This window comes from Paenibacillus mesotrionivorans, assembly GCF_046098205.1.
Lineage (GTDB): Bacteria > Bacillota > Bacilli > Paenibacillales > NBRC-103111 > Paenibacillus_AR > Paenibacillus_AR mesotrionivorans.
Genome location: NZ_JBJURJ010000002.1, coordinates 299,895 through 325,740, shown reverse-complemented (window position 1 = coordinate 325,740; position 25,846 = coordinate 299,895). Strand labels below are relative to the sequence as shown.

At 56.2% G+C, this 25,846-nt stretch carries 10 protein-coding genes; 9 read left to right on the top strand and 1 reads right to left on the bottom strand.

The genetic code is table 11. The features are described from left to right. Positions 1-5 precede the first annotated feature (5 nt). The 8 genes from ACI1P1_RS03765 to ACI1P1_RS03730 all read left to right on the top strand — a co-directional run bounded on the left by ACI1P1_RS03765 (position 6) and on the right by ACI1P1_RS03730 (position 22,766). Positions 6-1,553: an extracellular solute-binding protein gene (locus tag ACI1P1_RS03765; RefSeq protein WP_416215024.1), complete on the top strand. Its 1,548-nt coding sequence runs from the start codon at positions 6-8 to the stop codon at positions 1,551-1,553. 49 nt (positions 1,554-1,602) lie between these two features. Further along, on the top strand, positions 1,603-3,894 hold the full coding sequence (locus ACI1P1_RS03760; RefSeq protein ID WP_416215023.1) for an AraC family transcriptional regulator: 2,292 nt from the start codon (positions 1,603-1,605) through the stop codon (positions 3,892-3,894). Positions 3,895-4,450: 556 nt separating this feature from the next. Then, on the top strand, positions 4,451-6,748 hold the full coding sequence (locus ACI1P1_RS03755; RefSeq protein WP_416215178.1) for a GH36-type glycosyl hydrolase domain-containing protein: 2,298 nt from the start codon (positions 4,451-4,453) through the stop codon (positions 6,746-6,748). 105 nt (positions 6,749-6,853) lie between these two features. Further along, positions 6,854-8,557 (top strand): S-layer homology domain-containing protein, encoded by a 1,704-nt coding sequence (locus ACI1P1_RS03750; RefSeq protein ID WP_416215022.1) that lies wholly within the window; start codon positions 6,854-6,856, stop codon positions 8,555-8,557. A gap of 278 nt (positions 8,558-8,835) precedes the next feature. Continuing rightward, positions 8,836-10,623 carry a beta-glucuronidase gene (gene uidA / locus ACI1P1_RS03745; RefSeq protein ID WP_416215021.1) on the top strand — a complete coding sequence of 596 codons (1,788 nt, stop codon included), beginning with the start codon at positions 8,836-8,838 and terminating at the stop codon, positions 10,621-10,623. A 171-nt stretch (positions 10,624-10,794) separates the two neighbouring features. Beyond that, positions 10,795-15,480 (top strand): immunoglobulin-like domain-containing protein, encoded by a 4,686-nt coding sequence (locus ACI1P1_RS03740; protein WP_416215020.1) that lies wholly within the window; start codon positions 10,795-10,797, stop codon positions 15,478-15,480. Between the two features lie 19 nt (positions 15,481-15,499). Next, the gene (locus ACI1P1_RS03735) at positions 15,500-20,245 is read left to right on the top strand and encodes an immunoglobulin-like domain-containing protein (RefSeq protein ID WP_416215019.1); all 4,746 of its coding nucleotides are present in this window, start codon (positions 15,500-15,502) and stop codon (positions 20,243-20,245) included. A gap of 115 nt (positions 20,246-20,360) precedes the next feature. Further along, positions 20,361-22,766, top strand: a complete 2,406-nt coding sequence (locus ACI1P1_RS03730; protein WP_416215018.1) for a hypothetical protein — start codon at positions 20,361-20,363, stop codon at positions 22,764-22,766. Between the two features lie 299 nt (positions 22,767-23,065). Here ACI1P1_RS03730 and ACI1P1_RS03725 read toward each other — a convergent pair whose 3' ends face one another. Continuing rightward, positions 23,066-24,319 carry an ROK family transcriptional regulator gene (locus ACI1P1_RS03725; protein WP_416215017.1) on the bottom strand — a complete coding sequence of 418 codons (1,254 nt, stop codon included), beginning with the start codon at positions 24,317-24,319 and terminating at the stop codon, positions 23,066-23,068. Between the two features lie 208 nt (positions 24,320-24,527). Here ACI1P1_RS03725 and xylA point away from each other — a divergent pair, with 208 nt between their 5' ends. Next, positions 24,528-25,844, top strand: a complete 1,317-nt coding sequence (gene xylA, locus ACI1P1_RS03720; protein ID WP_416215016.1) for a xylose isomerase — start codon at positions 24,528-24,530, stop codon at positions 25,842-25,844. Positions 25,845-25,846 lie beyond the last annotated feature (2 nt).

Here is a 25,846-nt window from a genome sequence, read left to right as displayed (position 1 = left end):
ATTTTATGAACACCACAAGCAAAAAGGCATGGATCAAATCCGCAGCCTTGGCAAGCGCCATGGCGATTGCCGCCGGCACGTTGGCAGGCTGCGGCGGCGACAGCAAGGACAACGCGGCTTCACCTTCCGCAAGCTCGCCGGCTGGGTCTACGACTCAAGCCAGCACTGCACCCAAGGCTCCGTTCAAAATGTCCCTGATGCTGACCAGCTACAACCCTGAGTTCCTCGACACCAACGGCGAAATCTTCAAGAAGCTGGAGGAGCGCACCAATACCAAGCTGACCCTGACCTGGATTCCTTCTTCCACTTATTCCGATAAGCTGAGCGCCACTGTAGCCTCCGGCGAACTCCCCAGTGCTGTGCTGGTGCTGAACCAAAAGCTGCCGTACATTGTCAATGCCGTACGCTCCGGCATGTTCTGGGAAGTAGGCCCGTACCTGAAGGATTATCCCAACCTGAGCCGCATGAACAAGATCGCCCTGGACGCCGTGTCCATCGACGGCAAGGTGTACGGTCTTTACCGCGAACGGGATCTGGCCCGGGACGGCGTTATGCTGCGCAAGGACTGGCTGGATAACGTAGGTATGCAGGTGCCGAAAACCATCGATGATTTCTACAACGTTCTGAAAGCGTTTGTGAACAATGACCCGGACAAAAACGGCAAAGCCGACACCACCGGCATGGCCGAGTCCCAGGTGTCCGGCAGCTGGAATTCCATGCTGGTATGGCACGGCGGCCCGGCGAACTGGGAGATCAAGGACGGCAAGGCCAGCCCGGCCCACCTGTCCCCTGCCTATAAGGAAACCATGAAGTTCTACAAAAAGCTTTACACTGAAAAGCTGATCAATCTGGACTTCGCTGTAGTGAAGGACGGCAAACAACTGATCAACGGCAACAAAGCCGGTGCATGGGTAGCCAATCTTAACGACGGCCAAGGCATTGAGGAAGCTGTGAAGAAGGTTGTTCCGACTGGCGCCATCACCATGACCAACACCCTGGAGGGTCCTCAAGGCGCGAAGGCTGCCGGCGGCTCCGGCTCCTACGGACTGTTCATGATCCCCAAAACCAGTGTCAAAACCGAAGCGGATCTGAAGTCCGTCCTGAACTTCTTCGACAAGCTGTGTGACGAAGACATTCAAAACATGCTGGTGAACGGTCTGGAAGGCCGCCAGTACAAGATCGAAAACGGCAACTATGTGAAAACCACAGACTCCAAGATGCTGGTGGAATACGGAATGGGCGACTCCTCCCAGCTGGCCGTGCTGCGTGATAAGGTGAAGGGCTACGGCGGCCCGCTGTACCAGCTGCGCGATGAGCTGTACAAGAAGAATGCCTCCATTGCCGTTGCCAACCCGCTGCAATCTTATGTATCCGATACCTACAGCGAAAAGGGCTCCGAGCTGGATAAGATCATTGAGGACGCACGCATCAAGTTTATTATGGGCGAAATTGATGAAGCCGGCTTCGATGCGGCAGTAGCCAAGTGGAAGAAGGACGGCGGCGACAAGATCATGGAGGAGTATACCGCCGCCTACAACAAAACCAAGAAATAATCATGATATAATGGAAGGCACCAAATAACGTGCCGGGGGTAGTGATAGCATGCGCAGATCCAGCTATTTGTTAAAACTAGTGTTGCTTACAATCGTGGTCGGAACATTCCCTGTTCTGACGCTGGGCTGGTATTCCTATCACTACTCCTCCCAATCCGTGCTTGAGCAGGTGGAGGAGAGCAATACCCAGATTCTGAGGCAAAGCCAGCTGCGGGTGGAGCAAACCCTGAAGATGGTGGACTATTCCACCTCCCAGGTGCTGAGCGTCCCCAGCGTGGCCAGCGCCTTTCCCCTTCCTTTGGGGACGGAAAATCGAGTGCTTATCCAAGACATCTACAACATCCTGACCTCCATTCAAACCTTTGAAATGGGCATTAAGGATGTTTATCTGTACAGTCTTCAACAGGATTGGCTGATTACCAATGCAGGGCTCAACGACTATAATGATCCGGGTTTGAAGTCCATGATCCGTGGTTTTTCCGGATTTCCCCAAGGCTCTGTGTGGATCAGCGGTTTGCCTGCCCCTACTCAAGGAGAAGGCGGAACCGTCGATTTGAAAAACGCTATCATCAGTGTGAAAAAATGGCCGATCAATGCCGCTAATCCAAGGGGATTGATCTGCGTTGTGCTGTCCGCCCAGCAGCTGAATCAGCAGATTGACAGTGAGCGCCAAGCCGGAAGTATCTTTATCGTTGACCGGGACGGCCGGATTATCGCCGATACCAACAATGCCAGAATCGGCACGGTGGTGAACGATGTCCCCTATATTTCCGAAATCAACAAGAATCCGGAAATCTTCGGAACCATCAGCGGCTTGGAGGGAGGAGAGAAGGTAACCGTCTCTTACCGAAAATCCGCCTATAACGGCTGGACCTATGTATCGGTTGTCCCCACCTCCGCTTTTACTCGCCAAGCCACTGCCATCGGGCTGACCTCCATTCTTGTCAGTGTCGGCGTCCTGGCTGCCACTGTTCTTGTGGCTCTGGTCGGTTCGCGGAAAATGTACAGCCCGGTAGGCCGGATGTACCGCACCCTCTTGGAGGGCAAGGAGGGGCCGGACCGGAAGAAGGACGAGTTCACCGCCATCTCCGAGCGGATTGAGGGGATTCTCACCGACCAGTCCCGGCTGCGTTTTGAAATCCAGGGCCAGAAGCACCAATTAACGGAGCTCCTGGTGCGGAAGCTGATGCTGGGTGAGGTGAAGGGACAGGAAATCCAGAACAGACTCCCGTATTACGGCCAATCCCATGCGGAAAAATGGACGGTGATGCGGGTGCTGATGTTCCAGATCGACCGGCTGGACCCCAACCGGTTTACGGAAAAGGATATGGATCTTCTGCTGTTCGCCATCAGCAATATTGCAGCGGAAATTGTGCCGGAGGAGGAACGTTTGTCCCCGGTGGTGATTCAGGAATCTGTGGTGATTCTCGTCGGCAGTGCCGCCCAATCGGAGGAGCTGTTCAAGGAATCCGTCTTTGATGTGGCCAGCCGTGTCCAGGCTTCCGTGAAGCAATACCTGCAGATGGAGACCAGCGCCGGGATCAGCCGCTCCTTCAAGGAATGGACAGATGCCTCCCGCGGATATGAGGAAAGCAAAAATGCCCTGAAATACCGGGCCCGGCTGGGGGAGGAGGCCATTCTGTTTATCGAGGATGTGCAGCCTGACAAGGGGAAAAACCCTGTGTATCCCAAGGAGCTGGGGGATAACGTGCTGGAATGCATCAAGTCTCTTGATTCCGAAGGCGCCAGGAAAGCCTTGTCCGAGCTGATGGCCGAGCTGTGGCGGCAGGATTACGACCATAACGATTACCAGCTGGCCCTGATCCGCCTGATGATGGACCTGACCAAGCTGCTGCAGGATGCGGGCATTTCCCTTCACCTGCTCCAGTCGGACAGCAGCTCCTTTTTTGAGGATTTGCTTAAGCTGCATACCGGCAGGGAAATCGAGGACTGGTTCCTGTCCCATCTGATCATTCCCGGCATCGATCTTCTGGAGGAGCGGCGGCAGGCGCAGTTTACGTCTATCTCCCAGGAGGTCAAGCGGCTCATCGAGGAGGCCTTCGATACCGATCTGACGCTGGAAAAATGCTCGGCCCGGATCAATTATCATCCGCAATATATCAGCCGTGTTTTCCGTCAGGAAACCGGCGTGACCTTTACGGATTATCTGGCACAATACAGGCTGGAGGTGGCCAAACGGTGGCTCAAGGAAACGGAGCTTACCATCACCGACATCGCCGAAAAGCTCAAGTACAATAATCCGGCCAATTTCATCCGTTATTTCCGCAAAATGGAGGGAATGACCCCGGGCCAATACCGGGACAAAAACAGGGGAGTGTAAAAGCTCCCTGTTCTTTTGCCCGGGTGAGGGTGTGTTTGCAAACTCCGAGTGGAGCAGATTTTGCCGAATTTTTGATCCAGGCAAGGCACTTTTGTGCAGGCGTACCGGAGGGTACGTCAAACGAAAGTAACGAAGCATGGGGCGAAAAGGTGGTGAAAGATGCCCTCAAGCGGGTTTGTAAACACGGCCTAGGGAAGTTGGGCCGACTGAACACGAAAAATCGCATACAATTTCCCTGAAATGGGCGAAATGCGTTGTTGTATGCGAAAAATCATATATAATCACGCGCTGCAGGACGAGCAGGCCATATTATATATGAAAAACCGAGTATAACCGTGTTAATTGGGCCGTAAGGCCAAATTAAACGCGAAAAACCGGGTACATGCGCCTCCGTGGAAGGGAGCCGCTATAACCTATCCGGCCTGCGGCGTGGACCAGGTTATTCAAGGTGTGGCCTTCAAATTGGCTGCACCAATTTCGAAGCTTTCATAACCTATCCGGCCTGCGGCGTGGACCAGGTTATTCAAGAGGAGAGGAGTTTTTCAGTTTGGAACAGGTGAAGGAGTATGGACATTTTGAAGAGAACGGCAGGAGGTTTGTGATTACAACACCACGCACTCCGGCGCGTTGGTTTAACTACTTGTTCAACGATACCTACTACATGGAAGTGAGCGAAACCGGCCAAGGAAACAGCGTGGCCTTCCAGCCCAAGAACCGTACATTTAACCGGGGCTTCCGGTATTTTTATCTGCGGGATCAGGATTCCGCCGAGGTTTGGTGCCCGGGCTACCAGCCGCTCCGCTCCGAGGTGGAGCAGTTTACCTGCGCCCATTCCCTTGCATACAGCGAACTCCGCTCCGTGTACAAGGGGATCGAAGCGTCGATACACGTATTTGTCCCGGCAGAGGGCCAGCAGGAGGTATGGACGGCTACTCTGCGCAACACCAGCGGAGCGGTCCGCCGGTTTTCCCTGTTTTCTGTGTTCTCATTGGAAAACGGCGGCGTTATGGGAAGCAAATGTACCTTTGACGAACAAAAGCAAATCCTGGCCAGCTTCTCCTTCCCCTACCACGTTACCTATGACGACAAGGAGAAGGTACACGACCACACCAACTGGGTGTATGTGTATGCCGACCGGAAGGCGGATTATTGGGACTGCAGCCAACGGCGTTTTTTTGGCGGGGATGATGTCCGCGATATGCCGGCGGCTCTGGAGAAAGGACGCTGCTCCAACAAGATTGCCGAAGCGGAGAATCCCATCGGTGCCCTCCAGCATGAGCTGGAGCTGCAGCCGGGAGAAGAAATCCAAATCCGGTTTGTAGTGGGCGTTGCCAACTCCATGGGTGAGATTGAGGAAAGCCGGAAACTGCTGCTGGCAAAAGGCTGGGCATCTCTCCTGGCTGAGGTGGAGGATATCTGGAAATCCAGAACCGATGCGTTCCTGGTGAATACGCCGGATTCCAATGTGGATGCCTTCATGAATTATTGGCTAAAAAAGCAAATTGTGCTGCAAACCCGCACCAACCGGATGTCCAACTACTGCCCCATCCGCAACCAACTGCAGGATGCGTTGGGTTATGCCCTGGTAGATGCCCCGGGCGCCGTGGAATACATGGTTTCCGTATTGAAGGGCCAGGAGAAAAGCGGATTTATCAAACAATGGATTATGACCGACGGCTCGGCGCCCAAGAATCTTTGCCTGCTGAACCATACGGACGGACCTATCTGGCTGTTGGTATGCTTTGCCGCATTAGTAAACCAAAACGGCAGCCTGGAGCTGCTTGACCGGCCGATAGGCTTTAAGAATACGGACGAAACCGCCTCCATCTACGACCATTTGCTGCTGGCCGTGGATTATATGACCCAAGCGGTGGGTGCACACGGGTTGTGCCTCATGGGGGATGGGGATTGGAACGATCCCATCAACGGTCCCGGCCGTCTGGGCAAGGGTGAATCCGCCTGGAGCACCATGGCGCTGGTGTATGCCATCCGATCCATCCTTCCCTTCTGCCTGAAGCGGGGAGATATGGAAACAGCCGAACGTCTGGAAACGGCCGCCGGGAAGCTGGAGAAGGCCGTCAATGACACCTGCTGGGACGGCGCCTGGTATGTGGCTGGATTTGACGATTTCGGCGTTCCCTTCGGGACAGTCAAGGATGAGGAGGGCAAGCTGTTCCTCAATACCCAAACCTGGGCCATTATGAGCGGCATCGCTCAAGGCGAACGGCTTACCGCTTGTTTGGCCGCTATCGACAGCCTGGACACTCCCTTCGGGCCGAAGCTGCTGGAGCCGTCTTTCAGCGAATGGAACCCCAAGTGGGGGCGCATCAGCATCAAGCTGGAGGGCACTACGGAGAATGGTTCGGTTTATTGCCACGCTTCCATGTTCAAGGCCTTCGCGGATTGTGTTGTGGGACGGGGCAAACAAGCGCTGGATACCATCAGCAAAACCCTGCCCACCAACCCGGATAATCCTCCTGCCGTGAACCTGCAGGTGCCGATTTTTGTGCCCAATTTCTACTTCGGCTTGGAGGACTCACCGAACTTCGGCCAATCCAGCCATCATCATTCTACGGGGACAGTGGGATGGATGCTGTGGACCACACTGGAGTATGTGCTGGGTACCCGTGCCACCGCCGAAGGACTGGTGATCGATCCCTGTATTCCGGAGGAGTGGCGGGAATACCGGGTAGACCGGGTTTTCCGGAACGCCCGTTACCAAGTGACCGTGTTGAATCCTGAGGGTACAGCCCGCGGTGTCCGCAGGGTTGAGATCAATGGCCGAACATGGGAGGGAAATACCCTTCCTTACGAGGACGGCCAGGAGTATCTGGTTACCGTTTGGCTGGGTTAATGGGATAACAGGACAATTTAATAGAGGCCAACCCCCGGAGAAAGGAAGAAGCCTTCCGGCTCTTCGGGGCAGCCTCCTTAATATGATGCGAGAGGTGATAAGTGGATGAAAAAATGGCAAATGAAATACAGGGCGGTTTCTGCCCTGCTGGTGGTGCTGCTGCTTCTGCCGGGATTGGTTCTGGCGGAAGGGGCATCAACCCGGCTGGATTCCATATCTGCTGCCGAACCTGGTGAAAGCGTCGTCATCCGGGGAGACACAGCGCTGGAAGAGGTACTGGTCCGGATTCTCCGTCCCAACGGCACCTTGCTGGAGCTGGATTTGCTTAGCAAGGATGAGCTTGCCGCAGGCCAAACAGTTACCCTTCCCGCTGCCGCTCCCGAAGGAACGTATCAGGTCAGCGCAGGGATGGGACAGGATGTGGCCGTTGTTACCTTTCAGGTGAAGGCAGGGGGCAACGGGCCTGAACCAAGCACCTCCCCCAGCGTATCGCCGAGCGTGTCACCAAGCCAGTCACCGAGCGTGTCGCCTAGCACCTCGCCTAGTCAATCGCCGAGCCAGTCGCCCAGTGATTCGCCGGATAGTGGATCACAGGATGGCCCGGGGGTCACCACTGCCCCTTCGCCAACGGCCTCTCCCGCTTCAACGGCTAAACCAGCCGAACAAGCGGATATTGCCGTCAAAGGCGCAATGAATGCGGCAGGAGCTGTTACAGCGTCCGTATCGGAGCAAGCGTTAAAGGAAGCCCTCCAAAAAGCAACTGGCGGGCAAGTTGCCATCCAGCTCGATGCCGTCAGCGGAGCGAAGGAATATCAGCTGAGCCTGCCGTCGGCGGTACTGGAAGCTCTGCCAACCGGACAGTCGCTGCTGGTGAAGACAGAGCTAGCCAGCGTCACCGTAACCTCCGCTATGCTGGCAGGTCTGGAGACTCCACCAACCTCTAATTTTGCTCTGGTCATCGGCCGTGCCGATCCGGCTTCGCTTCCTGCGGAGGCTGCCCAAGCAGCCAGTGGGAAACCCGTGCTGGAGCTTGCGTTCCGCGTGGATGGCAAACCCGCTTCCTGGTCCGGCAGTCCGGTTCCCGCAATCATCACCGTTCCTTACCAGCCTGCCGCCTCCGAGCAGGCAAGAACCGACCTGATCGTGGTCTGGCATATCGGTGACAACGGGAACACCAGCGTAATCCCTAGCAGCCGGTACAACAATGGGGCGGTCACCTTTGAAACCACACATTTCAGCAAATATGCCGTGGTTTACAGTCCTGTTGGCTTTAGTGACACTGCAAGCTACCCGTGGGCAGAAAAGCAAATTGAAGCGCTGGCAGCCAGAGGCATCATCGAAGGCACCTCCCGGGACACCTTTGCCCCCGCCGCCAATATCAAACGGGCCGATTATCTGCATCTGCTGGTGAAAACGCTGGGACTTACAGCCGAATTCAACAGTTCCTTCGATGATATTTCGCCCAATGATTATTACTATACTTCCGTAAGCATTGCCAAAAAGCTCGGTATCACGGAAGGGGCCGAAGGCAACAGCTTTCATCCGGCTGCCGAAATCACCCGCCAGGATATGTTTACCCTGACCTACCGGGCCTTGTCGCTTGCCGGGGCGGTGAAGGCTCAGGGCACGGCGGCGGATCTGCAGGGTTTTGCCGATGCGTCCTCGGTGGCTTCTTATGCAGCGGACAGTTTGGCAACTCTGTACAAAGCGAAGCTGCTGGAGGGTGACGGAAGCCGGCTCCTGCCGCTCGCTCCCGCTACCAGGGCCGAAACAGCCGTGCTGATGTACCGGATTTACCAGATGAAATAAAGGCAGGACCTTGTTATTACAGGAGTTGCCCTCAAACCGGCTTTGCCTGTTTCGAGTCTTCCATAACAAATCCGATTCCCAATGACCTTGTTATTACAGGAGTTGCCCTCAAATTGCCTGCATCAATTTCGAGGCTTCCATAACAAATCCGATTCCCAATGACCTTGTTATTACAGGAGCTGCCCTCAAACCGGCCTTGCCGGTTTCGAGGCTTCCATAACAAATCCGGCCTCTGGCCTGGACCTTGTTATTACAGACAGAATAGGAGTGATGTAACCATGCTGTACCCCAAAGATACCTGCTCCCGTGAAGTGAAGGAGCTGTCCGGCGTGTGGCGCTTTAAGGCCGATCTGGACAATGTGGGCCGTCAGGAGCAATGGTTTGCCCAACCCCTGACGGACACCATTCCCATGCCCGTACCGGCCAGCTACAACGATATCACCCAGGATATGGCCATCCGTGACCATATCGGCGATGTGTGGTATGAGGAAACCTTCCTCATCCCCCGTTCGTGGAACGGCCAGCGCATTATGCTCCGTGTAGGCAGCGCCTGCCATCATGCGGTGGTGTGGGTGAACGGAGCGGAGGCCGGCTCCCATAAGGGCGGTTTCCTGCCCTTCGAAATGGACATTTCCCACCTGGTCTGCTCCGGCGCAGAAAATCGTGTCACGATTGTCGTCAACAATATCCTTACCTGGCAGACCTTGCCCCCCGGCCGGATCAAAACCTTCGACGACCCCCGTCACCCGGAGGGGTACCAAATCCAGGAATACTTCCATGACTTCTACAATTATGCCGGTTTGCACCGTCCGGTGAAGCTGTACTGCACCCCGAAGGAGTACATCCGGGACACAGCGGTAACCACGGAGGTGGAGGGCGCCAATGGACTGGTCCACTACACAGTGGAATGCTCCGACCCCGAGGCCGCTGTCCGGGTGAAGCTGACGGATAAGGCGGGCACAGTGGTGGCGGAGGCAAACGGTGCGTCGGGAAGCCTGACGGTGGAGAAGGCCAAGCTGTGGAAGCCCCTTGCCGCTTACCTGTATACCCTGCACGTGGAGATGCTGGACGCAGAAGGCGCCCTCCTGGATCATTATCCGCTGACCGTTGGCATCCGCACCGTAAAGGTGGAGGGGAACCGCTTCCTCATCAACGGTGAGCCCTTCTACTTCAAAGGCTTCGGGAAGCATGAGGATAGCGACATCAAGGGCAAGGGTCTGGACCAGGCTATCAACGTCAAGGACTTCAACCTATTGAAATGGATCAACGCCAACTCCTTCCGCACCTCCCACTACCCCTACGCGGAGGAAATCCTCGATATGGCGGACAGGGAGGGGATTGTGGTTATCGGCGAGGTGCCGGCCGTAGGTTTCACCTTCTTCAATTACAATGAGAAGGTGTATACGCCGGATAAGGCCAACGACGAAACACTGGCCCATCACAAGGATGTGCTGACAGACATGATCGCCCGGGACAAAAACCACCCGTCCATCGTCATGTGGAGCCTGTCTAACGAAGCGTCCACCTTTCAGGAGGAAGCGGTGCCCTACTACAAGGAAGTTTCCGACCTGGCCCGCAAGCTGGATGCCACCCGCCCAATTACCGTTGTGGAATGGGCGCTGCCGGATAAATGCCAGGTGGCCCAGATGTTCGATGTGATCTGTGTGAACCGCTATTATTCCTGGTACAACGACCCCGGCGCTCTGGAGCTCATCGAGCATCAGATCGAATGGGAGCTCACCGGCTGGAACCGCAACTTCAATAAGCCGGTGATTATGAGCGAATACGGCGCAGATGCCATTGCCGGCTTCCACCAGGACCCGCCGGTGATGTTTACCGAGGAGTATCAGTGCGAGCTGTTGACCCGGTATCACAATGTATTTGACCGGCTGGATTTTGTCATCGGCGAGCATGTTTGGGCCTTTGCCGATTTTGCCACCAAACAAGGAACCACCCGGATCAACGGGAACAAAAAAGGGATTTTCACCCGTCAGCGCCAGCCCAAGATGGCTGCCAGGCTGCTGAAGGACAGATGGGAGCAGATGGGGAGCTATCCCGTGAAATAAACCCGCATGCTGCGGGCTGCGCATGTCAAGCCGGAACACCGGGTGCGCAGCCCGGCAGTCTGCATCAGTCGGGAGTAGAGATGAGCCGGCCCTTCAACATGATCCGCTACATAAAGCAGCAACTGGGCTAAGGCAGGAAGGACTATTACCTTTTCGAAGGAGGAACGAATCATGTCACCGGATTGGAAAAACCAAAGCAATAAACGCCGGCCCGTATTGGCGGCAGTTACCGCTGCGGCCTGCCTGTTTTCCTCTATTTTGGCCGGAGCGGGTGCGGCTGGGGCGCAACCCATTCCTGCGGGGGCAACCCAGGGAGACAGCGGCGTTCAAAGCAGGCTGGTGGAGTTCAACGTGGATGCCGGGGCCGATACGGTAGCGCGGGCCAAGGCGGAGCAGTACAACAACGCCAATAACATCAACAAGAACATTAATAACGTGGAGCAGGTTGTAGAAGCGTTGGGACCCGACGGTCTCAAAACCCAAGCCTTGCGCAATTTTATCATGATTAACTGGTTCTATAATGAAAACGTTTCCTCCATCGATGACCCGGCTAATCAGAGCAATCCTTATCTGCAGGGGATGCGGAAAGCGGACAATGATTTTTTTACCCGGTATTCCGAAAATATGCTTTTGGTGTTTAAGTTCAGCAGTGCTGACCTGTCCAAGCGTGTGCTCGGACCCAACGGGACCAATTTTGCAGAGCTGGAAAAGGGCATGAAGGTGGTTCTGGAGGGCATCAAACGGGCCAACTCCAAGGTGAAGTACATCGAGGCGGGCAACGAATTCGACCTGGATGTAGCCTTCCAGGGAACCACCCGGGCCAATCTGGACGATTACATGAAGATGTACGGAGCCTTCTCCAACGCGGTGAAGCACGTCAACAGCCTGGGTCTGCCCGGGGAACCGCTGCAGCTGGGCGGCCCCACCTTGGCTCAATTCAGCGAGCTTCTGCTGGTGGGTTTTCTGGACCGTGCGGCAGCCGCAGGGGATCAGGTGGATTTTATCTCCTGGCATCATTACCGTCCGGACTCCGCTGCCTTCCAGGAGCAGACCGCCACTGTGAAACGATTGCTGGATGAGCGCAACCTCAGCATCCCCATGGTGGTCAGCGAATATGGCTTTGTGGGCGGAGGGACCGACTACAACCCCTCCAAGGAGCTGTTGGCGAAAAACGCTGCGTTTATGGCGGACACTTCCTACCAGATGAGCTTGGGCAGCGCCGGGCATCCTATTATGCCCATGTCCTGGGTGACCAGCCATGATACCGCCTATTTCAAGAATGAATTTTTGACGGGCTACCAGCTGAGCAGGGGAACCACAGGCTTTGAAAATTATGACATCCAGGAGCCTGCGGCCCGCCAGTATCTGTACATTCGCGGAGTCGGGGATACCGCTCCCGGTGAAACAGTGGCCGCCAACCGGGGGAAACCCGTCCTCGGCATTAAGGAAATCAAGCTGTATGATGAAGCGGGTGCCGAAATCGCCATTCCCGCCGGGGCCGTCAGCGCCAGCAACGGGGCAGGCAATTATGCGCCTACAGGTGCAGTGACAGACGGGAATGACAGCACCTTCTGGGACGGCAGCGACACTACTGTAGCAGTGGAGTCCAAGGTGGCCCTGCGGGTCGATCTGGGTGCCGCCGCCCCAACGGTCAAAACCGTCTCCATCAAATGGCATAATGTAACCGCCTCCCCGGAAATGCCGGTATACCGCTTCCGGTCCTACGGCTCCGATGACCAGATTGTCATCTACGATTATCTGGGCCATGTCAAGGCAACACCCTTTTTCCACGCGCTGCAGATGCAGTCCTGGTTGGGAGATACGTTGCTTGCAACCCATGGAGGCAGCAACGACGCCACCGGCGTGCGGATGATGGCCACCCGGAACAGCAGCGACAAGGTGACCATGATGGTCTGGAATACGCAGCTGGATGGGGCGGAAGGGTTTGATGTGAGGATCAATGTGGACCATCTGCCCTCCGGCTTTACCGGAAAAAATGTGCATATGAAGCGCTATCTGGCGGATGAGGTGCACAGCAATCTTCAATACGACAATGACGACCGTCTCGATGTGATGGAAGACCGGATTATGCCGCATGGCGGTAGTGCGGGCTTGGATTTCTCCCTCACCCGCAATGCCGTGAGCTTCATCGAGCTTATGGCCACGGATGAGGCAGCAGATGCCATCGTATCCGTAAATGCAGCAGCCACGGTTCCATCAGGCGACGGAGCGGCGCTGACAGATGCCGATCCGGCCACCGTATGGACGGCGTCCAATGCCGCTTATCCCCAAGTGCTCACGTTGAACCTCGGGACAGAAACCGCAGTGAAGGGAATAAACATCGACTGGGCCAACGATGCTCTCTACAATTTCCGCTACATGGTGGAAACCAGTCTGGACGGCACTGTCTTCACCAAGGCGGTTGATCACACCATGGCCGCCGGAGCAGGTGTCGGCGGAACGGAATATAAACCCACATGGGGGGATGCCCATGAACGCTTCACGGCTGACGCCCGGTACGTCCGGGTGACGGTTACCGGCATTGTGGGCCAGGACGCTCCTGTGGCTCCCGAATCCATCCGGGACATCAAGGTGCTGGGGGAACCGGCGCTGTTGAAGCATAGCTTTGCCGGCGCTGCCAATCCGACAGGCTGGACAACCGGCGGCAACGGCTCCTGGGCTCCCGCAGCAGGGTATACAAGGGCGAGCCTAGCCAATACGCAGGTGGCTCAAGCCACCTTCGGCAGCGCAGCCTGGAAGGACTACACGGTGGAGGCCAAGGCCAGGCTGGCAGCCGACATGCCCTCGGAACGCGCCGCCTTCAATCCCGGTTTGCTGGTCCGAGGCCATGGCACCTCCGCTCACAATAATGCCTACCGCTTCCGGATTACAGGCAATAACGATGCCCGGGTATACAAGGTGGTAAACGGCAGTGCAGGCAGTATTCTGAAGCAGGCCAGCCTGCCTTTCCAGGTGGAGCCGCAGACCTGGTACACCCTCAAGGTGGAGGCCGTTGGCAATACCTTCAAATTTTTTGTAAACGGCCAGTTCGTATTGGATTATACGGATGAAGCCATGGGCGACTACGGCAGCGGCAAACCGGGGCTGATCGCCGGGAATGTGAATACGGATTTCACGGATATCAAGATAACGCCGCTTCTGCCCCAATTAAGCGGCATTCAGGTGAACAGCAAGCCGGTGGCCTCTATGGCAAACGGACAAAGCGTTGGTGCAGCCGTGCTTCCCCACGGAACAGATCTGTCCAAGGTGAGCATTGCCGCAACCGTCCAGCCCTCCGGTGGCACCGCCTGGATCAGCGGGAACGGGCAATTGGATCTGGGCACAGCAGGCAACACACCCCGCAAGGTTACCGTACTGGCTAAGTCTGCAGACGGCAGTGCTGCCGTGCCGTATTCCCTGTATGTGCGTGCCGTGTCCGCAAACACGGAATTGGCATCTGTGAAGCTGTCTGCGGGCAGCGATCCTGTGCTGGTACCGGGGCAATACGAGTACCAGGTGCAGCTTCCCTCCTTGACCCGGGTGGTTACCATCCGGAATGCGGTGCCTGCAGGTGCAGGGTACGGCGCTGGAGCAGAGGTGATTCAACAGCCGCAGCTGGTTAACGGACAAGGAACCGCGGTCGTTCGTGTAACAGCCGAAAGCGGTGCGGTGCAGGATTACACCTTACGGTTCACCGTACGGCCTGAGGCTGCACGTGGCGCCGTTACGTATCAGGAACACTTCAACGACGGCATCATCCACACAGGCTGGACCCAGCCTGCGGTTGGGCAATTCCGCGTAGTGGATGAGGTTTACGGAGAGAAATTCGCCCAGCGGGATGTCAACGCCAACAATATCATCATGTCCAACAGCAGCAGTGTTTCGGGAGATGCGGATATTTCCGTCCGGGTCAAAGCGGTTGACCCCACCTCCTATCCCGGTTTGGCGGCGAGGGTATCGGCGGATAACAAGAATTTTTACATGCTCCGCATCAAGCCCAATGAAAGCAAGATTTCCCTGGGCAAGGTGATCAACGATACGTTGAAGGAGCCCAACAATCTGACGGTTTCCGCTCCCATTGATGTGAACAAGTGGTACCAGCTCCGAATGGTGCTTCAGGGCAACCACATCAAGGCTTATGTGGATGACCAGCTGCTTTTTGACGTAACGGACGGACCGGATGTATTTGATACGGCCTTCACCCCTTGGACCTCCGGCAAAGCCGGCATCCGTGTAGCCAATGCCAGAGCGGCCTTCGACGATCTTCTGGTGACCGGGATTTCCGGCGAAAATGCGCTGCCCGTCATTACCCTGTACGGCCCGGCGGTGATGTCCATTCCGGCGGGAAGCAGCTTCACCGATCCGGGTGCGGCGGCTCTGGATGCGGAGGACGGCGATCTTGCGGCGGCCATTACCGTAAGCGGGCAGGTGGACACTACGGTGCCGGGCACCTATGTCCTCCGTTACAATGTGACGGACAGCAAGGGAGGCAGCGCCTTGGAGGTAACCCGGACCGTATACGTGCTTGCCGTAGCCAAAAGCTTCGGGATCACCGGCACGCTGGAACGGACCGGCGGCCTAACCGCAACTGTGGCTGTAGAGCGGCTGAGCGGGACAGCAGACCATGACGGGATGGAGGCTGTGTTCTTCCAGCTAATGAACGGCATAACACCCGTGGGCTATACAGCCATTGAGAAGGATATAACCGGCACAGAACCGGTTTCCCTGTCCGCCACCTTCGACGCAGCCGATCCGGAGAATACGGCCTATACCGTACGGGTATTTGTCCTGGACAGCCTGGAGCTCAATGAAAGCCGCCTTCCCTACGCGTTATCCGATGTGGCGGTATTGAATTAAAAAGGAGGGTACCAACGATATGAGCGATTTAACCAGCAAAAAGGGCTGGAAACGGGGCAAAGCTCCCTTCAGCGCACTGACGGCAGGACTGTTGGCCGCATCCATGGCCCTGGGCCTGGCTCCCGCCTTCCCAGGGACCGTCCAAGCGGAGGTTTCCTCCACAGCCCAGGTACTGACCGCCGATTACGGCGTCAGCGACGGCACATTAATACGCACGGAGCAATTTAACAATACCAACTATTCCCCGCTGCCTGTCCACGTGGTGGAGGAACTGGCGGGAATCAAGACCAAGGTGGTCCGGGATTTTGTCAAAATTAACTGGTACTACAACAAGGACGCCAATAATCCGGACCGTCTGGCTTACAGCATCGATACCCCACAGAATCTGGCCACCAATCCGGACCTGCTCAGCGGGCGCAAGGAAACCTATGATTTTATGGGGCAGTTTTCGGAATCCCTCCTGATCTCTCTGGCTTATTCCTACGGGGGTGATGCCAATCCGGGCAAAAACCGCCTGTTGGCCGGGGAAGAAACCATGAACTGGGATGAGTACGACAAGGCCATACGGGTAATTATCCAAACCCTCAAGGAGAAGAATCCCAAGCTGGAGTACATCGAGGTGGGCAATGAGCCCAACCTGGAGCCTGCCTATTACGGGCATATGAAGAACGATATCCCCGGTTATATGCGGATGTACGAGGGGATGTCCAAGGCGGTGGTCTGGGTGAACCAGCAGTTGGGCCTGAATGATACCTTCGGTGCCAACGGCGTCCGCCTGAAGGTGGGCGGCCCGGTGCTGTCCGGCTATGATTTTGCCAAACAAAAGCAATTTGTGGACATTGCTTACCAGAATCATTACCAGGTGGATTTTGTCTCCTGGCACCGGTACCGCCAGGAGGTGACCCAGAATGAAACCCAAGCGGTGGAGATGCGCAATTATCTGAAGGATAAATACCCCAACGCGACCCTGATCGTCAGTGAATACGGCTGGAAGGGCGGCGGGGGGTTAAGCGACAGCACCAGCAATGTGGCCTTGGCCAAACAGGCGGCCTTTATGACGGATTCGGCGTATTTTTATGAAAAGGGCTTTGTGGATATCCCCATGAACTGGGTGGCGGTCCATACACTGAATGCGTACTTCAAGAACCAGTTCGATGTGGATTACGCTCTGAGCAGCGGTGCTGTTGGCTGGCAGGAGTATGCGGCCAACGATCCGAAGCCTGTACAGTACATGAATCTGCGCGGCTGGAGGGAATCCGCCACCTCCCAGCAGATGAAGATCCGGGATATTGAGTTTTATGGTGTGGACGGGCAAAAAATCACGGTTCCTAACGCCGTCAATGATCCCGCCATTGCCGCTGTTACAGACGGGGATCCGGCTACCGAGTTTTTGCAGGGGGATTATTGGAGCTGGTTGAAATTTGATTTGGGGTCCCCCCAGCAGATTGCCAAGGTAAGGATTCATTGGGGCAATGCCCAAGTCAACAAGTTCCAGATCGTCGGCACCACCGACAAGCTGCACTATTACGAGGTGCTGGGCAAAACATATTTCACCCCGTATTTTAATACCATGCGGCTGTTGGCCATGCTGGGAGACGAGAAGGTTGCGGTCACCGGCAATGATACAGGCAATACGGGTGTACGGATGCTGGCCACCAAAAACAGCGACGCCAAAGCTACCCTGATGGTCTGGAACCATCAGCTGGACGGGACCACCACCAAGGAAGTCAGCGTTCAGGTGCAGAATTTGCCTGCCGGCTTCCAGGGGAAAACTCTCCGCTACAAAAAATATTTGGTGGATGCCACCCACAGCAATTATGCGTATAACAAAATCGACAGTCTGGAGGTCGTGGGCCAAGGAACCGCCAACATCACCGGCACAGAGGTATTCAACGAAACTCTGGCGCCTAATGCGGTGATGCTCATCGAGCTGGAGGCCGTGGATGCCAGCATCAATAACATCGTGTCCGCCGGCAAAACGGTAACCGGGGACCTGCAGAATCTGCCGGCTCTGGTGGACGGCGACGGGCGTACGGCTGCATCGGCAGCTTCAAGCAACTATCCCCAATCGGTGGTCATCGATCTGGGTAGGACCTTCCAGGTGAGCGGCGCGGAGATCAAGTGGAGCCAGGCGGAGCTGCAGGGCTACCGGTACTCCATCTCGGCCAGTGCGGACAACAGCTCATATTCCACCGTTGTGGACGCCACCTACGGCGCCTGGTCCAAGGGGAATTCCCTGCATTGGTTCCCGGCTGCCGCCCGTTATGTGAAGCTGACGGTGACCGGCTCCTACACCGGGCAGCCCTTGTCCATTGACGATATCAGCATTTTCGCCGACGGGCTGTACAAGAACGGCTTCGAAACAGCGGAGGACCGTGACCTGTCCGGCTGGAAAACCAAAGGCTACAGCAGCAAATACACGGTTTGGGACTACGGCACCGATACGGTGACGGGCAGCACCTATACTGTTCCCCATGAAACCTTCGGCTCTGTGTCGGATAACTTCGGCTTTTTCGGGGAGAACTCCTGGGCGGATTACGGTATGGAAGCCAAGGTGAAAATGGATAACCCTGTTTATACCGGCGATGTAAAAATGGGGGTTACCGCCAGAGCAGGCAAAGGCCGTGCCGATGAGCACCGGAACCTGCATTATTCCCTCCTGCTGGTGAAGGACGGCGGCATCTCCAAGCTGGTGCTGCAGCGGGACAACACCGATATGCCTACCGGCAAAAAGAATAATATCGAGCTGGACAGCGTTGTGCTGGATGGCATCGATCCCGCCCGCTGGTACACCCTCAGGCTGGAGGCGGTTGGGCCGAATCTGAAGGGGTATCTGGACGGTATGCTGATGGTGGAATACACCGACCATGACGTCTACGACGGCAAGGATGCCCTGCTTCCTGCAGGTCTGGCGGGGATTCGCGGCAGCAAAACCAAGGTACAGTTTGATGATATCCGGGTGTATCCCATCATGCCTTTGCTCAGTGACATTCAGGTAAATGGAGTGTCCATCAGCGGCTTCAATCCGCTGAAAAACGACTATCTGGTCAAGCTATCCGGCCCCGGCTCGGATAAGGCTACGGTAACCGGGACGGTCTACGGAGGGGCCAATGCGGTCGTATCTCCTGCCAGCTCCGGTGCGCTTCCTTTGGGAGGAACCGGGGAAGAGGTGGTGCATCTGATCGCCGCCCAATCCACGGAGGGCAACGGGGCTACCTATTACCGTGTCAGCCTGCGCAAGGCCAGCGAGGATGCCACGTTAAGCTCACTGAAGCTGTCGGTGATTCCGGATAGTGGAGCTTACAATCCGGCTGTGCTGCAGCCCGCCGATATCCTTCTTGCCCCCGGTGTGTATGACTACCAGGTGAAGATTCCCTCCCGTACAGCGTTTGTCTCCGTGAAGGAAGCCATGGCTACGGTGAGCAATCTGGCCACAGTGGAGGTGGTAAACGCCCCCATCGTAAGCGGAACTGGTACCTTGAGCGTGAAGGTGACCGCAGAGGCGGGCAACAGCCAGGTATACACCCTTCATTTTACGGCTAATGAGGAGGCGCCTCTTGGAACGGTGTTATTGGCTGAAACCTTCGAAACCGGCACCTACAATCAGGATGCGGCAACAGGCTGGAGAAACGCAGACAATACCCAAACCCAGCACCTGAGAGTGACGGAGGATGTATCTGGTCGAGCTCTGGAAAAAACAACCAACGACAATATGGCCTTCAGTGTCGGCAGCAGCTCCTGGACCAATTATGAGGTGCGGGCCAGAGTCAAAGCCAATGCGGATACCGGTCTGCCAGGCATTATCGCCCGTGCGTCCGATGATCTGAAGAACTTCTACATGCTGCGCATCCATAACGGCGAGAACAATCTGGCCGGGGGCAGCACAGGCTATATTGCTCTGGGCAGAATGGTCAACAACAGTCTGAAGGAATCCTCCATCAAGAAGCCCTTCCCTTATGAAGCGGGGAAATGGTACCAGCTCCGGCTGGTTGTGAACGGCAGCCGTCTGATGGGATATGTCGACGACAAGCTGGTGTTCGATGTTACCGATACGGGCAGCGGTTTGTTCCCCGACAACCCGCCCCCGCTGACCCAAGGCAAAGCGGGCATCCGGACTGCCAACCGTCCGGCGCAGATAGACGACTATGTGGTGGCCCTGCTGCCGGGGGATACCACTCCGGTGCCGGATACGGTGAAGCCGGTCATTACACTAAACGGTGAGGCAGTAATGTCCATTCCCGCGGGCAGTGTATTCACAGACCCCGGTGCTGCTGCTACGGACAATGTGGACGGTGACCTGTCGGCCACCATTGTGGTGACGGGCCAGGTGGATACGGCGGTGCCCGGTGTGTACACCCTGCGGTACAATGTTCAGGATAAGGCGGGCAATGCTGCCCAAGAGGTGATCCGGACGGTTACGGTGTCCGGCACTGTGGGAGAGGGCAAGCCCTTTATGGTGAAGGGCGGACTGGTGGGAGACAGGACCCAAGGTTTAACCGCCCGGGTTACGGTTATTCCGGTAGACGGTGCTCTGGCCCATGAAGGGGATGAGGTGGTCTTTTTCCAACTGATGAAGGGGGATGCTCCGGTTTCTCATGCGGCTCTCAAGACCGATATTGCCGGACTGACCACCTTGGCTGCACACTTCGATGTGGCTGACCCGGAGAATCCGGCGTATTCCATCCGGGTGCTGGTAGTGGATCAATTGCTCCCTGCGGGTGGCGCGCTGCCTGAAGCCTTGTCGGATAAAGTAGTTTTGCAATAACACAACAAAATTGGAGCTGCAGCGGGATTGCCAACGCTTGAAGGAATGCGGCAATCCCGCTTTTCTCAAATGAAATGATTGCGCTTACATACTAATGTGGAGAAAGGATGAGTTGATGATGAAGGCAAAATGGGCAGATAAATTGGGGAGGGGGCTGATGGCGTTGGCCCTGCTTATGCCTCTGGCGCAGGCTGCACCGGAGGAGGCGGAGGCGGCTGCCGCGGCGGCGGTCACCGTCAATGCGGGGACTGTGCTGGACAGCGGGATGAACAATCCCAGCTGGTATCTGAACCAGTCGGGGCAGAAATCCGCAGCTACGGCTGGGCCGGCTTATTGGCAGAACCTGAAGCTGAACGATACCCGCTACGTACGGGCCTGGTACAAACCCGTCAAGTATTACAACCGGACAACGGGGGTGTACAACTACGATTACCAAAATGCGTACATGGAGCAGCTGGACCAGTACGCCCAGCGGATCATCCTGAATGTGGACCAGTGTGATCAGGCGGATATGGGCTTTAATCCGTCCACCATGACCTTAACCGATGCCACCGCCTGCCGGAACATCCTGAAGAACGGCATCAAGGAATACAAAACCCGTTATCCGCAGATCGAATATATTGAGGCCTTCAATGAACCGGACAAGGATTGGGACACGGAAGCCTACGAAATGCCTGCGGTACCGCCCAAAAGCACCGGCTACGCTCCCAGCCCCAAGCTGTATTACGAATGGTACAAGGTATTCTGCAGTATCATCAACGAAATCAATGCGGAGCTGAATCCGCCGATTCCCCTGAAGCTGGGCGGACCTGCTTTGGGCTTTTACAATACCATCTATCTGGATGCTTTCCTGAATGCCTTCCGGGATGATCCCAATTCCGGCAAGCGGCTGGATTTTATCTCTTACCATCAATACCGTCAAAGAGGGACAGGGGTGACGGAGAATCCCGGGCCTGCAGCGGTGAAGAATGAAAAATCCATTTTGGAGACCAAATTGACCAACCGGGGGTTAGACCCAGAGACCAAGGTGTTCGTCACGGAATACGGTGTTTTTCCCGGTCCCGCCAGCGGCCCCAAGGAGCATTCAGATAATACGGAGGCCCCGGACCAGCTGACCCAGGCCGCCGCTATGGCCACAACGGGCATGTATTATGTGGAGGGCGGCATGTCCATGCCCATGCATTGGACCATTGACCATGGCGACAATCCCCGCAAGGATATGTTCGTGGACGGTCTGGATGGTGTGCCCCTGCCGTACTACAACGTGCTGAGGATGCAATCCATGCTGAAAAACTCCCGGATCGCCTCCTCCACCTCAGCCGGAGCCTTGAATGCCGTCACCGGCTTAGGCGTACATAGTCTGGCCACCCGGGATGACACGGGGATTGCCGTGCTGCTCGTCAATTACCAATGGGACCAGGTTGCCGATGGGGCCGGGATGGATTATAACGTAACGGCCACCATCAACAACATTCCCGCAGGGCTGTTCTCCGGCAGCCGGAAGATGCGTCTGGAGCGGTATCAGATTGACAATACCAACAGCAACTATAACAGCGGCGCGGACAATGCCCCGCTGAAGAAGATCGAGGATGTGGTGCTGGACTACAGCAGCACGCTGACACGGCCGTCCTTTTATATGGGCAAAAACACCACCACCCTGATGGTGCTGACGCCGGTGCACCGTTTTGAGACGGAAGCCTCCGGCGTGGGCAAAACCGTCTCCGCCGGGGATGCTCAGACCAATGTCAGCGACCCTGCCGCCTCAGGCGGGGCCTTCAACAAGTTCGACGCCAATGCGGCGGGGGATTATGTGGAGTATACGCTGAATGTGCCGCAGACGGGGACCTATGCCGTGAAGGCCCGGGTCAAAAAAGGACCCGACCGGGGCAAGTTCGAACTGACGGTGGACGGTGCCGTTGTAGGCGGCTGGAATGATCTGTACGCAGCTGACCAGAGCTACGAGGAAATCAATGTGGGAAACAAATATTTCGGGGCCTCGGGTTCGAAGAAGTTCCGGCTGACGGCCAAGGATAAGAATGCCGCCAGCAGCGGGTATGATGCCGGGTTTGATTTTATCGAGCTGGTTCCCCGGAGCGCGGTTGTCGGCGAGCTGGAGCAGCTTTCACCGCGGACGGGCACACCCGCTGATCACGCTCCATACTATTTTATTGCTGATGCAGCCGCCTCGGGAGGCGCCTTCGTCAAGTTTGCCGCGTCTGGTGCGGGGGCTAACAGTCATATCCGTTTTCTGGTCCATGTGAAGGAGGCGGGGGAGTACAAGCTGTACATCAGCGGCAAAACCTATACCACCCGGGGTAAATATCAGGTGTACGTGGACGGTATGGCCCTTGGCGGCGTGCAGGACCAGTATGCGGGAACGGAGACTTATGCGGATACGCTCATCGGTAAGGTGGTGTTCGACAAGCCGGGCATAAAGGAGATCCGGTTCCAGGTAACCGGCAAAAACAGCGCCAGCACCGGCTACGACCTGTCCCTGGACACCATCCGGCTGGAGCCGTAGGAAGAGCGGGGGCAGATTCTATTCGAAAGAGCAGCCTTGGGCGATGAGAGATTCTAACGGCAGTGAAAGCCTCTATTTTGGCGAATACACCACCTCCAAAAATCTAACGGCGGCCACAGCCTTTATTCAAACCCATAACCCTGCTGCAAGCTCTTTTTATGTCAAATAACGGCTTCTGCTTCCGTTAGATTTTGCAAAACCCCGTTTTGGGCAAAATAGCGTCTCCCACCGCCGTTAGAAACATAGCTGAGAAAAAACGGGCACCCCCTCTTGGGATGCCCGTTTTCCATTCTTTAGCTTTAGCCGTTCATACCCACGCTGACCTGCCGGTCCGCGAAGAAGCCGGATACGGCAAAGGAGGCGGCGCCGGCCACACTGGAGCGCAGGCCCAAGCCGGCGAACTCCAGGCGCAGCCGCTCCCGGTGATAGGGCAAGGCCCGCTCCTGGATCACTTCCCGGACGGACGGGGCCAGCCACCTCTCCGCCAGGGTAAACCGGTTGCCGATAATGATGAGCTCGGGATTAAAGGTGTTGATGATATTCACCACACCAACCCCCAGGTAGCGCCCCGTCCGGCGGAACAGCTCCTGAGCCGCTTCATTGCCCGAATCGGCCAGAGAGGCCAGCGCCTCCAGCTCTGCCTGCCGCGGCACCTCTGTGGCGCTGTCATCCGCTTCGGCGGCCGTTTCCGCCCCGCTGCCGTCATCGGCCGCATCGGGGCTAAGCAGCGCCTCCGCCTCGGCCAGGATGGCCTGCTCCGAAGCGTACAGCTCCCAGCAGCCTACGTTGCCGCAGCGGCAGGGGCGGCCGTCCGCATGCACGGTGAAATGGCCCATTTCGCCGGAATAGCCCGATGCCCCACGGTAAAGCTCATCCTTCAGGATGATGCCCGAGCCGATGCCGATGCCCACGCTGATATAGATCAGGTTGGAGACATCCCGGCCGATGCCGAATTCCTTCTCACCCACAGCTCCGGCATTGGCTTCATTGTCGATGATCACGGGCACCTTAAATTCCGCCTCCAAAAGCGACTGGAGCGGCACATTCCGCCAGCCCAAATTGGGAGCAAACAGGACGGTGCCCTTATCATCCGTAATGCCCGGCACACCGACACCGATACCGACCACGCCGTAGGGGCTGGCCGGTGCTTTGTTCATCAGGCGCCGCAGGCAATCCTTCAGCCGCCCCAGAACCTGCTCGGGAGTATCCATCCCCCGTAAGGAGGAGCGGGTTTCATGGACAATGGTGCCCTTAAGATCCGTCAGGACCGCATGGATATCCCGCACACCCAGATCAACGCCGATGGCATACCCTGCATCCTGGCGGAACACCAGCAGGACCGGCTTGCGCCCGCCGCTGGATTCGCCTGTACCGATTTCGTACAGCAGGTTCTCCTCCATCAGCTCGGCCACCAGAGTGGAAACCGTAGCTTTGGTCAGACCCGTGGTTTTAGCCACTTCGGCCCGGGACAAGGGGGACGCCTTACGCAGGAGCTCCAGGACGATGGATTTATTAATTTTTTTCATCAGGTTCAAATCGCCGGTTATCTTCAAAAGTTGCTCACCTCAGGCCGCATTCGGTCCGGACCGCTTGCCGGAATATTTACTCATTATAAAGGGTAGGATTCCATGTGAATACTATTATTTTAGCGGATAAAACGAATTTCTGTCAAAGTTAGTTTAATCAATAGACAAACTAAGTATCCGGTGATATGATAAGGGTGAAGAAAAACGAGATTGATATTTACAGGAGGAATCATAAATGGCCGCTTATTTTGGAAACGTTTCGGCAATTGCTTATGAAGGTAAAAACTCCAACAACCCGCTGTCCTACAAATTCTACAATCCGGAGGCTATTGTCGCCGGCAAAACCATGAAGGAATGGCTCCGCTTCTCCGTAGCTTATTGGCATTCCTTCACTTATAACGGCTCTGACCCGTTCGGCGCAGGCACCATGCAGCGTGATTGGGACCGCTTCAGCGGCCTGGATCTGGCCAAGGCCCGTGTAGAAGCCGCTTTCGAGCTGATGGAAATCCTGGATGCTCCCTATTTTGCATTCCATGACCGCGACATCGCTCCGGAAGGCTCCACCCTGCAGGAAACCAACAAGAACCTGGATATTATCGTTGCCCAAATCAAGGAAAACATGAAGTCCTCCGGCCGCAAGCTGCTGTGGAATACCGCCAACATGTTCTCCAACCCGCGCTTTGTGCACGGCGCCGCTACCACCAGCAACGCTGAGGTGTATGCTTACGCTGCCGCACAGGTGAAGAAGCAGCTGGAAGTGGGCAAGGAGCTGGGTGCTGAAAACTATGTGTTCTGGGGCGGCCGCGAAGGTTATGAAACTCTCCTGAACACCGACATGAAGCTGGAGCTGGACAACCTGGCGCGCTTCTTCCACATGGCCAAGGATTATGCCAAGGAAATCGGCTTTGGAGCCCAATTCCTGATCGAACCGAAGCCGAAGGAGCCTACCAAGCACCAATATGATTTTGATGCCGCTACAACCCTCTCCTTCCTGAGAGGCTATGATCTGGATAAAACCTTCAAGCTGAACCTGGAAGCCAACCACGCTACCTTGGCCGGCCACACCTTCGAACATGAGCTGACTGTTGCCCGGATCAACGGCGCACTGGGCTCCATCGACGCCAACCAAGGCGACGAGCTGCTGGGCTGGGATACCGACGAGTTCCCGACCAACATGTACAGCTCCACATTGGCTATGTATGAAATCCTGAAAAACGGCGGCCTGGGCAGCGGCGGCGTAAACTTCGACTCCAAGACCCGCCGCGCTTCCTTCGAGCCGATCGACGTGGTTTACTCCCACATCGCCGGTATGGACAGCTTCGCCAGAGGTCTGGAAGTAGCCGCCAAGCTGCTTGAGGACAAGGTTCTGGAAAATGTGGTTGACGACCGTTATGCTTCCTTCAAAACCGGCATCGGTGCGGATATCGTAGCCGGCAAGGTGGACTTCAAGTCCCTGGAAGCTTACGCGCTGCAAAACAACCCCATTGTGAATGCTTCCGGCCGTCAAGAGCTGATCAAATCCGTACTGAACCAATACCTGTTGAACGCTTAAGA

Coding starts and splice junctions, on each gene's coding strand:
- xylA (WP_416215016.1), top strand. CDS start 24,528: ATGGCCGCTTATTTTGGAAACGTTTCGGCAATTGCTTATGAAGGTAAA.
- ACI1P1_RS03760 (WP_416215023.1), top strand. CDS start 1,603: ATGCGCAGATCCAGCTATTTGTTAAAACTAGTGTTGCTTACAATCGTG.
- ACI1P1_RS03750 (WP_416215022.1), top strand. CDS start 6,854: ATGAAAAAATGGCAAATGAAATACAGGGCGGTTTCTGCCCTGCTGGTG.
- ACI1P1_RS03740 (WP_416215020.1), top strand. CDS start 10,795: ATGTCACCGGATTGGAAAAACCAAAGCAATAAACGCCGGCCCGTATTG.
- ACI1P1_RS03730 (WP_416215018.1), top strand. CDS start 20,361: ATGATGAAGGCAAAATGGGCAGATAAATTGGGGAGGGGGCTGATGGCG.
- uidA (WP_416215021.1), top strand. CDS start 8,836: ATGCTGTACCCCAAAGATACCTGCTCCCGTGAAGTGAAGGAGCTGTCC.
- ACI1P1_RS03735 (WP_416215019.1), top strand. CDS start 15,500: ATGAGCGATTTAACCAGCAAAAAGGGCTGGAAACGGGGCAAAGCTCCC.
- ACI1P1_RS03765 (WP_416215024.1), top strand. CDS start 6: ATGAACACCACAAGCAAAAAGGCATGGATCAAATCCGCAGCCTTGGCA.